Here is a 9,227-nt window from a genome sequence, read left to right as displayed (position 1 = left end):
GGGCGCCGAGGGCGAGGACCGCGGCGGCCGCCCGGCCGGGGCGCACGTCCACCAGGTTCACCAGGTGGGCCGAGCCCGCGATCACCACGCCCGCCAGGACCTTGTCGGCCGGGCGGTCCTTCAGAAGCGCGCCCGCCGCGAGCCCGGCCGCGCCGATGCCGAAGAGCTTGACCGCGCCGCTGGTGACCTCACCCTGCCGCAGTGCGGACAGGTGCGCGCGGAAGCCGCGCCGCTGGTCGCCCGCGCCCGCCAGGTCGTCGTACGCGCCGCAGCCGCCCGCCGCCAGGACGGCCAGCGTGCCCGCGGTACGGGCCCGTACGGGCAGTCCGGGCGCGCCGGCCACGGCGGCCGCGGCGCCCACGGCTGCCGCCGGCCCGGCGAACAGATCGACGCTGCGGCCCGCGTGGTTCTTCCGCTGCCAGGGTTCGCTGCCGCCCGGCGGGCGCCGCCGCAGCCCCTCGTACGCGGCGCGGGCCGCCCCGGCCGCCGTCAGCAGCCCCGTGAGCCGCGTCCGCAGCGCGCCGCTCACCGGCCCGACCTCGCCGTCTCCAGCAGCTCCTCGGCGTGCGCACGCGCGGTCTCGGAGTCCTCCTGGCCCGCGAGCATGCGGGAGAGTTCGCGGATGCGGTCCTCGCCCTCCAGGACCGTGACGCCGCTGCGGGTGACCGAACCGTCGTTGGTCTTCTCGACCAGGAGCTGGCGGTCGGCGAACGCGGCGACCTGCGGGAGGTGGGTGACCACCACGACCTGCGCGGAACGGGCCAGCCGGGCCAGCCGGCGGCCGACCTCGACCGCGGCCTTGCCACCGACGCCCGCGTCGACCTCGTCGAAGAGGTACGTCGGTACGGGATCGGAGCCGGCGAAGACCACCTCGATGCCGAGCATCACGCGGGAGAGCTCGCCGCCGGAGGCGCCCTTGGCGATCGGGCGGGGCGGCGCGCCGGGGTGCGGCGCGAGGAGCAGTTCGACCTCGTCGGCGCCGGCCGGTCCGTAGGCCACGTTCCGGCCGCCGACCTGCACGCCGTCCGCGTCCTCGGGGACCTCGGTCTGCCGGATCTCCACGCTCACCCGGGCGTGCGGCATGGCCAGTTCGGCGAGCTCGGTGGTGACGGCGGCGGCGAAGCGCTCGGCCGACGCGGTGCGCGCGTCGGTCAGCGCCTGCGCCAGCTCGCCCAGTTCGGCGCGGAGCGCGTCGTGTTCGGCGGTCAGCTCGCCGATCCGGTCGTCGTCGCCCTCCAGCTCGGCGAGGCGCGCGGCGCTCTCCTCGGCCCAGGCGAGCACGGCCGCGATGTCCTCGCCGTACTTGCGGGTGAGCCCGGTCAGCGCGGCCCGCCGCTCCTCGACGGCCGCCAGCCGGAGCGGATCGGCGTCCAGCCCGTCGGCGTAACTGGCCAGCTCGCCCGCCACGTCGGACATCAGGATGCCGATCTCGCCGAGCCGGTCGGTGAGCCCGGCCAGTACCGCGTCGTGGCTGCGTACCGCCTCCAGCGCGCGGTGCGCCCCGGCGACCAGGGTCGTCGCCTCGACGCCCTCGGGGTCCTCGGGATTGCCCGCGAGCGCCGCGTGCGCCGCGGTCGCGGCGGAGGCGAGCGCCTCGGCGTGGCCGAGCCGCTCGGCCTCGGCGGCCAGCTCGGTGTCCTCGCCGGCCTGCGGCTCGACGGCGGAGATCTCCTCCAGGCCGAAGCGGAGCAGATCCGCCTCCTGGGCGCGCTCACGCGCCTTGGTGGTCAGCTCCTCCAGCTCGGTGGCCACGTCACGGAGCCTGCGGTACGCGGCGGTGTACTTCTCCAGGGGGACGGAGACGGCGTCCCCGGCGTAGCGGTCCAGGGCCTGGCGCTGCCGGGCGGGCCGCAGCAGGCCCTGCTGGTCGGTCTGGCCGTGCACGGCGACCAGGTCGTCCGCCAACTCCCCCAGCAGTCCGACCGGTACGGACCGCCCCCCGACGTGGGCCCGTGATCGGCCCTCGGCGGAGACGGTACGGCTGATCAGCAGCGCCCCGTCGTCCAGCTCGGCCCCGGCCTCCTCGGCGCGGACCGCTGCGGGCGCGTCGGGGCCGACCGTGATGCGGCCCTCCACGACGGCGGCCTTGGCGCCGATCCGTACCAGTGCGGGGTCGGCGCGCCCGCCGAGCAGCAGGCCGAGACTGGTCACGACCATGGTCTTGCCCGCGCCCGTCTCGCCCGTCACCGCCGTGAAACCGGGGGACAGCTCGACGACGGCATCATCGATGACGCCCAGGGACCGGATCCGCATCTCCTCCAACACGGATACGACCATACGAGGTCCGAGGGCCGCGCCGCGACGGCCGCCCCCGCGTCATCCCTGCGCACGGCCCCGGAACCGGTACGGAACCGCCGGGAAAGTCCTACCTTGGGACGCGCGCGGCGCCCCGAGAGGGGCAGGCATACAGGGCACATGCGTACGACCGCTGCCCCGTATGCGTCCGGGCGGCGGTCGCACTTGCGTCCGCGTCCCCGTACCGCCCGGTGCGGCTAGTGCGGTGCCCCGCGCCACCCCGCGACCGGCAGGGCGAACTTCGCGACCAGCCGGTCGGTGAAGGAGGCATGGTGGAGGCGGGCCAGGCGGACCGGGATCGCGCCGCGGCGGACCTCGACGCGGGCGCCCGCGGGGAGTTCGACCGAGCGGCTGCCGTCGCACCACAGGACGCCGTGCGGCGTCTTGGGCTGCACCTCCACCGCGAGCACCGACTCCGGGGAGGTGACCAGCGGCTTGGCGAAGAGCGCGTGGGCGCTGATCGGGACCATCAGCAGGGCCTCGACCTCGGGCCAGACCACCGGGCCGCCGGCCGAGAAGGCGTACGCGGTCGAGCCGGTCGGGGTCGCGCAGACCACGCCGTCGGCACCGAAGCGGGACACCGGGCGGCCGTCGACCTCGGTGACGACCTCCAGCATCCGTTCCCGCGCGGCCTTCTCCACCGACGCCTCGTTCAGCGCCCAGTCGGTGTGCACCACGGTGCCGTTGTTGCGGACCAGCACATCGAGGGTCATCCGCTCCTCGACCTCGTAGGCGCGGGTCACCACCCGGTCCACGACCTTGTCCAGATCGTCCCGCTCGGCCTCGGCGAGGAAGCCGACCCGGCCGAGGTTGACGCCCAGCATCGGCACGCCGGACGTCCGCGCGAAGTCCGCACCGCGCAGCAAGGTGCCGTCGCCGCCCAGTACCACCAGCAGCTCGCAGCCCTCGGCCGCGCACTGCTCGGTCGCCACCTGCTCGACGGAGTCGGGCAGCGGCAGGTCCGCGGCCTCGGCCGCCAGCACCCGTACGCCGATACCGCTGCGCAGCAGCCCCTGGACGACCAGTTCGGCGCTGCGGACGGCCGCGGGGCGGCCGGTGTGGGCGAGCAGGAAGACCGTGCGGCCCTTGTCGGCGAGCGGCACGGGTGCGGGTGCCGACACCGCCTTGACCTGCGGTCCCTGCTGTTCCTGCGGTTCCTGCGGTGCTTCGGACGTTCCAGAAGTGGTCAACGCGGCCCCTCCGCCACTGCACGCTCGACATCCGCCGGGTCCAGGGCAGGCGCACCGGCGCGGAGCCACAGAAAGTACTCGACGTTGCCCGACGGGCCGGGCAGGGGGCTCGCGGTGACGCCCAGCACGCCGAGTCCGAGCTCCGCCGCGCGCTCCCCGACCATCCGCACCGCCTCGGCCCGCAGCTGCGCGCTGCGCACCACGCCGCCGCTGCCCAGCCGCTCCTTGCCGACCTCGAACTGCGGCTTGACCATCAGAACGAGGTCCGCGTCCGGCGCCGAGCAGCGGACCAGCGCGGGCAGTACGAGGCCCAGCGGGATGAAGGAGAGGTCGCCCACGACGATGTCGGCGGGCACCCCGTCGATCCCCTCCACAGTGAGTTCGCGGACGTTGGTGCGGTCCTTCACCGTCACCCGGTCGTCGCTCTGCAGCGACCAGGCGAGCTGTCCGTACCCGACGTCCACGGCCACGACGTGCCCGGCGCCCGCGCGCAGCAGGACGTCGGTGAAACCGCCGGTGGAGGCGCCCGCGTCCAGCGCCCGGCGGCCCTCGACCTTCAGGCCCTTCGGTACGAAGGCGGCCAGCGCGCCGGCGAGCTTGTGGCCGCCGCGCGAGACGTAGTCCGGGTCGTTCTCGTCCTCGCGGACGACCAGCGCGGCGCTGGTCTCCACCTGGGTGGCGGCCTTGCTCGCCGGCTGGCCGCCGACCGTCACCCGGCCCGCGGCGATCAGCTGGCTCGCGTGCTCGCGGGAGCGGGCCATCTTGCGGCGCACCAGCTCCGCGTCGAGTCGGCGTCGTGCCACACCTGCCACCTGGGGTTCAGCTCCTGTTGTCGTTCGGTGCTCCGGGGCGGGGCCCCGGCTGCTGGTCCAAGGAGGCCAGCGTGGTGCGGAGCCCCCGGTGGACATCCTCGTACACGGCGAGGTGACCGCCGACGGCGAGGTGGTCGGCGTCGCCGAGCCGGGCCAGCCGGCCGTCCACCTCGGGATGCCCGGTCGGGGTGACCGCTACGCCGAGCGGCCGCGGGCCCGCGGGCTCCTCGGGGGGTGTGTCGGGGCCGTCGGAAGGCGGCTCGCCGGGTGCCGCGGCAGCTTCGGGGTCCCGTTCCGGCCACTCGGCACCGGGATTCGGCTCGTCCATGCCCCGACGCTACCGCGAACCGGTGGCGCTCCGGCGGACGAGTCGGGCCTGAGCTGGGTATCGTCCTTTCGATGGCTTCCCTAGAACAGTGCCGAGCGGCCCTGGACCGGCTGGCACAGAACCTCTCGACGTCGGCGGACGGCGCCGTGCGCGGCGCTGCCGCGCTGGACCGCTCTCTGAGCTGCCACATCACCGACCTGGACGTCACCTTCGTGGGGCGGCTGGCCGACGGCATCCTCACGGACGTCACCTCCGTACCGGGCCCGCCGCCGGACAGAGCGCAGATCCGGCTCGCCATGACCGGCGACGACCTGGTCGCGATGGTCGACGGCAAGCTGCACTTCGCGCGCGCGTGGGGCAGCGGCCGGGTGAAGCTGGAGGCCGGCTTCCGCGACCTCCTGCGACTCCGGACGCTGCTGTGACGCCGCCTGCCCCACGACTGCCGGCCGTCCCGCGGATCAGACCGCCCCGGCTCAGGCCGCCGCGGCCTTACGGGGCGTGCGCGCCGCCGGGATGATCAGCGGCGTTCCGGTCTCCGGGTCGTCGATGATCTGGCACTTCAGCTTGAAGACCCGCTCGATCAGATCGGCGGTGACCACGTCGGCCGGGGCGCCCTCGGCGACGACCTCGCCGCCGCGCATGGCGATGATGTGGCTGGCGTAGCGCGCGGCGTGGTTGAGGTCGTGCAGGACCGCGACGAGCGTGCGGCCCTGCTCCTCGTGCAGCTGGGCGCAGAGGTCCAGCACCTCTATCTGGTGCTGGATGTCCAGGTAGGTGGTGGGCTCGTCCAGGAGCAGCAGCGGGGTCTGCTGGGCGAGCGCCATGGCGATCCAGACGCGCTGCCGCTGGCCGCCGGAGAGCTCGTCGACGTACCGCTCCCCCAGCTCGCCGACGCCGGTGGCGTCCATCGACTCCTGGACGATCCGCTCGTCCTCGTCCGACCACTGGCGCAGCAGGCCCTGGTGCGGGTACCGGCCGCGGGAGACCAGGTCGGCGACGGTGATGCCGTCGGGGGCCGTGGAGGACTGCGGGAGCAGGCCGAGGGTGCGGGCGACCTTCTTGGCGGGCTGCGAGGAGATCGAGGAGCCGTCCAGCAGGACCGACCCGGCCTTCGGCTTGAGCATCCGGGACAGCGCGCGCAGCAGGGTGGACTTGCCGCAGGCGTTGGGGCCGACGATGACCGTGAAGGAATTGTCCGGGATGTCGACCGAGAGCTGCTCGGCGATGACCCGCTGGTCGTAGGCGAGGGTGACGTTCTGCGCCGCGAGACGGCTCACTTCGGCTCTCCTGGAGGTGGTACGGCCGGTCGGTTGCGGGGTGGTGGCGGTCGGGCCGCCCGGGCTCTGGCCGGTCATACCCGGCCCGCCTTGCGCTCATTGGCCAGCAGCCACAGCAGATAGCCGCCGCCCAGTACGCCGGTGACCACGCCGACCGGGATCTGGTCGGCGCCGAAGACCCGCTGCGAGCCGAGGTCGGCGAGGACCAGCAGGACCGCGCCCATCAGGGCCGAGGGCAGCAGGTTGGGGCCGGTGGCGCGGGTGAGACGGCGGGCGAGCTGCGGCGCGGTGAGCGCGACGAAGGCGATGGGCCCGGCGGCGGCGGTGGCGGACGCGGTCAGGACGACGGCGGCCAGCAGCGCGACGATGCGGACGCGGCCCGTACGGACGCCGAGCGCGGCGGCCGAGTCGTCGCCCATCTCCAGCATGGCCAGCGGCCGGGCGCAGAGCAGGATCACCGGGACCAGGACGACGCAGACCGCGGCCAGCGGCCACACCTGGTCCCAGTCGCGGCCGCTGAGGGAGCCGGTCATCCAGGTGGTGGCGCGGGTGGCCTCGACGATGTTCGCCTTGGTCATCAGGTACAGGACGATGGCGTAGAGCATGGCGGCGGCGCCGATGCCGACGAGGACGAAGCGGTAGCCGTGCACGCCGCGCTGCCAGGCGAGCAGGAAGATCGCGACGCCGGTGAGGACGCCGCCGACCACGGAACCCATCGCGATGGCGACGGTGGAGCCCTGCAGGTACACGATGACGACCAGGGCGCCGACGGAGGAGCCCTGCGCGAAGCCGAGCACGTCGGGGCTGCCGAGCGGGTTGCGGGTGATGGTCTGGAAGACCGCGCCGGCCAGCCCGAAGCAGACGCCGACCAGCAGCGCGACCAGGACCCTGGGCAGCCGCAGATCGTTGACGATCAGTTCCTGGCCCGGGTTGCCGCCGCCGCTGAGGGTGGTGAGGACATCGCCGAAGGACATCGGGAAGTCGCCGGTGCCGATGAGCAGGACGCCGGACGCGAGCGCCACGAGGAGCAGCAGCAGGCCCGCCAGTACGGCCCTGGGGTGCAGCCGGACCGACAGCCCGCCGGCGGTGCGCAGGGCCTTCAGGGCCGGGCGCGCGGAGGTCTTGGTGGGAGTGCTCACAGCTGTGCCATCTTCCGTCGCCGTACGAGATGGATGAAGACCGGGCCGCCGATGACGGCCGTGACGATGCCGACCTGGAGCTCGCCGGGCCGGGCCGCGATCCGGCCGATGATGTCGGCGCCGAGCAGCAGCACCGGCGAGAGGACCGCGGAGTACGGCAGGATCCAGCGCATGTCGGGGCCGGTGATGGCGCGTACGGCGTGCGGGACCATCAGGCCGACGTAGACGATCGGGCCGCAGGCGGCGGTGGCGGCGCCGCACAGCAGGGTCACGGCGGCCATGGCGGCGACGCGGGTGCGGGTGAGCCGGGTGCCGAGGGCGCGGGCCTGGTCGTCGCCGAGCGCGACGGCGTTCAGCGGCCGGGCGACGAGCAGCGCGACCAGCGTGCCGGCCACGATGAAGGGCGCGACCTTCTCGACGGTGGGCATGGTGGCCGACGCGAGCGAACCGACCGTCCAGAAGCGCATCTTGTCCAGGGACGCGGTGTTCATGAGGTTGACCGCGTTGAGGTAGCCGGTGAGGGCCGCGGTGAGGGCGGTACCGGCGAGCGCGAGCCGGACGGGGGTCGCGCTGCGGGTGCCGCCGAGGATGTACACAGCGGCGGAGACGACGGCGGCACCGGCGAAGGCGAACCACACGTACGAGGTGAGGGAGGTGACGCCGAAGAAGGTGATGCCGGTGACGACGGCCGCGGAGGCACCCGCGTTGATGCCGAGGACGCCGGGGTCGGCCAGGGGGTTGCGGGTGAGTGCCTGCATGACGGCGCCGGCGAGGCCGAGGGCCGCGCCGGCGAGCAGGCCGAGGAGGGTGCGGGGCAGCCGGACGTCACGGACGATCACGTCGGTGTCCGTACCGGAGTAGTGCATGACGCCGTGCCAGACGTCCGCCACCGGTATCTGTTTCGAGCCGACGGCGATTCCGAGGACGGTGATGACCGCGAGGATGCCGAGGGCGGCGAGGAGTCCCGCGGAGCGGGTGGCCTGCCGTCGCCGGGGCACCACGGGCGCGGCGGCTGCTTCAGGGGGGCTGTCGACCAACACGCCGTTTAGGTTAGCCTAACCTCACGTTGCCCACTCAGGCCCTCCCCAGAGAGAAGTGCGTCCCTATGAGCATGTCCCCCAGACCTTCCCTGTCCCGACGCGGCCTGCTGGCCGCCGGCGGGGCCGTCGGCGTCGGCGCCCTGCTGGCCGCGTGCGGCAGCGAGAAGGCTTCGGGGCCGGCCGGCAGTGAAGGCAAGGGCGGGCCCTGGAGCTTCACCGACGACCGCAAGAAGAAGGTCTCTCTGAAGACTGTGCCACAGCGCATCGTCGCCTTCACCGGTACCGCCGCCGCACTGCACGACTTCGGCATCGACGACCAGATCGTCGGCGTCTTCGGCCCGACCAAGCTGAAGAACGGCAAGCCCGACCCGCAGGCCGGCGACCTGGACATCTCCAAGGTCACCATCATCGGCAACGCCTACGGTCAGTTCAACGTCGAGAAGTACGCCGGGCTCGCCCCGGACCTGCTCGTGACCAACATGTACGAGCCGGACGCCCTGTGGTTCGTACCGGAGGAGAGCAAGGACAAGATCACCAAGCTCGCCAAGAGCGTCGCGATCACCTCCTCCCGCACCCCGATGGTGAAGATCATCGAGCGGTACGCCGAGCTCGCGGAGTCCCTCGGCGCCGACCTGAAGGCCAAGAAGGTCACCGACGCCAAGGCGCGTTTCGAGAAGGCCGCCGAGCGGCTGCGCAAGGCAGCCAAGTCCAACCCGGTCAAGGTGCTCGCCTGCTCCGGCAGCCCCGACCTCTTCTACGCCTCCAACCCGGGCATCAACGCCGACCTGATGTACTTCAAGTCCCTCGGCGTGGACCTGATCGTCCCGGACAAGCTCGACAAGGGCGGCTACTTCGAGTCGCTGAGCTGGGAGAACGCCGACAAGTACAAGGCGGACGTGCTCCTGCTCGACAACCGCACCGCCACCCTCCAGCCCAAGGACCTGGCCGCCAAGCCCGCGTGGGCGAAGCTGCCCGCCGTCAAGGCGGACCAGATCGCCCCCTGGTCCAGCGAGCCCCGCTTCTCCTACGCCGGCGCCGCCCCGCTCGTCGAGGGCCTCGCCAAGGCCATCGAGGACGCCAAGAAGGTCAACTGACGCGCCGGGGGCCGGCCGCGCACCCCGCCGCCGGCCCCCCGCAACTCCACCC

Annotated in this window: 10 protein-coding genes; 2 read left to right on the top strand and 8 right to left on the bottom strand. The window is 73.5% G+C overall.

Annotation, left to right across the window (positions count from 1 at the left end; all coding sequences use genetic code 11):
• The 5 genes from CCS38_RS13595 to CCS38_RS13575 form a co-directional block, all read right to left on the bottom strand.
• A partial coding sequence (locus tag CCS38_RS13595; RefSeq protein WP_372457066.1) for a hypothetical protein occupies positions 1-529 on the bottom strand: 529 nt, incomplete at its 3' end.
• On the bottom strand, positions 526-2,277 hold the full coding sequence (gene recN, locus CCS38_RS13590; RefSeq protein ID WP_223733505.1) for a DNA repair protein RecN: 1,752 nt from the start codon (positions 2,275-2,277) through the stop codon (positions 526-528). The genes recN and CCS38_RS13595, both read right to left, overlap by 4 nt.
• Positions 2,278-2,492: 215 nt before the next feature.
• The gene (locus CCS38_RS13585; RefSeq protein WP_223733506.1) at positions 2,493-3,416 is read right to left on the bottom strand and encodes an NAD kinase; all 924 of its coding nucleotides are present in this window, start codon (positions 3,414-3,416) and stop codon (positions 2,493-2,495) included.
• A 65-nt stretch (positions 3,417-3,481) separates the two neighbouring features.
• Entirely contained in the window at positions 3,482-4,297 is an 816-nt protein-coding gene (locus CCS38_RS13580) for a TlyA family RNA methyltransferase (protein ID WP_223733504.1), read from the bottom strand.
• 7 nt (positions 4,298-4,304) lie between these two features.
• A complete protein-coding gene (locus tag CCS38_RS13575) occupies positions 4,305-4,625 on the bottom strand; it encodes a hypothetical protein (protein ID WP_223733503.1) in 321 nt (106 codons plus the stop codon).
• 71 nt (positions 4,626-4,696) lie between these two features.
• Here CCS38_RS13575 and CCS38_RS13570 point away from each other — a divergent pair, with 71 nt between their 5' ends.
• Positions 4,697-5,047, top strand: coding sequence for a sterol-binding protein (locus CCS38_RS13570; protein ID WP_223733502.1), 351 nt, complete (start codon positions 4,697-4,699; stop codon positions 5,045-5,047).
• 51 nt (positions 5,048-5,098) lie between these two features.
• On the opposite strand, the gene CCS38_RS13565 is transcribed toward CCS38_RS13570, so the two are convergent.
• The 3 genes from CCS38_RS13565 to CCS38_RS13555 form a co-directional block, all read right to left on the bottom strand.
• Positions 5,099-5,902: an ABC transporter ATP-binding protein gene (locus tag CCS38_RS13565; RefSeq protein WP_223733501.1), complete on the bottom strand. Its 804-nt coding sequence runs from the start codon at positions 5,900-5,902 to the stop codon at positions 5,099-5,101.
• A gap of 74 nt (positions 5,903-5,976) precedes the next feature.
• The gene (locus CCS38_RS13560; protein ID WP_223733500.1) at positions 5,977-7,041 is read right to left on the bottom strand and encodes a FecCD family ABC transporter permease; all 1,065 of its coding nucleotides are present in this window, start codon (positions 7,039-7,041) and stop codon (positions 5,977-5,979) included.
• Positions 7,038-8,081, bottom strand: a complete 1,044-nt coding sequence (locus CCS38_RS13555; protein WP_223733499.1) for a FecCD family ABC transporter permease — start codon at positions 8,079-8,081, stop codon at positions 7,038-7,040. Before CCS38_RS13555 ends, CCS38_RS13560 begins: the two co-directional genes overlap by 4 nt.
• Positions 8,082-8,146: 65 nt before the next feature.
• Here CCS38_RS13555 and CCS38_RS13550 point away from each other — a divergent pair, with 65 nt between their 5' ends.
• A complete protein-coding gene (locus CCS38_RS13550; protein WP_223733498.1) occupies positions 8,147-9,175 on the top strand; it encodes an ABC transporter substrate-binding protein in 1,029 nt (342 codons plus the stop codon).
• Positions 9,176-9,227 lie beyond the last annotated feature (52 nt).

The sequence above is a fragment of the Streptomyces purpurogeneiscleroticus genome (genome assembly GCF_020024005.1).
Classification (GTDB): domain Bacteria; phylum Actinomycetota; class Actinomycetes; order Streptomycetales; family Streptomycetaceae; genus Streptomyces; species Streptomyces purpurogeneiscleroticus.
Note: the sequence above shows the minus strand (reverse complement) of the source record. Positions and strands in the feature narration are given on the sequence as shown.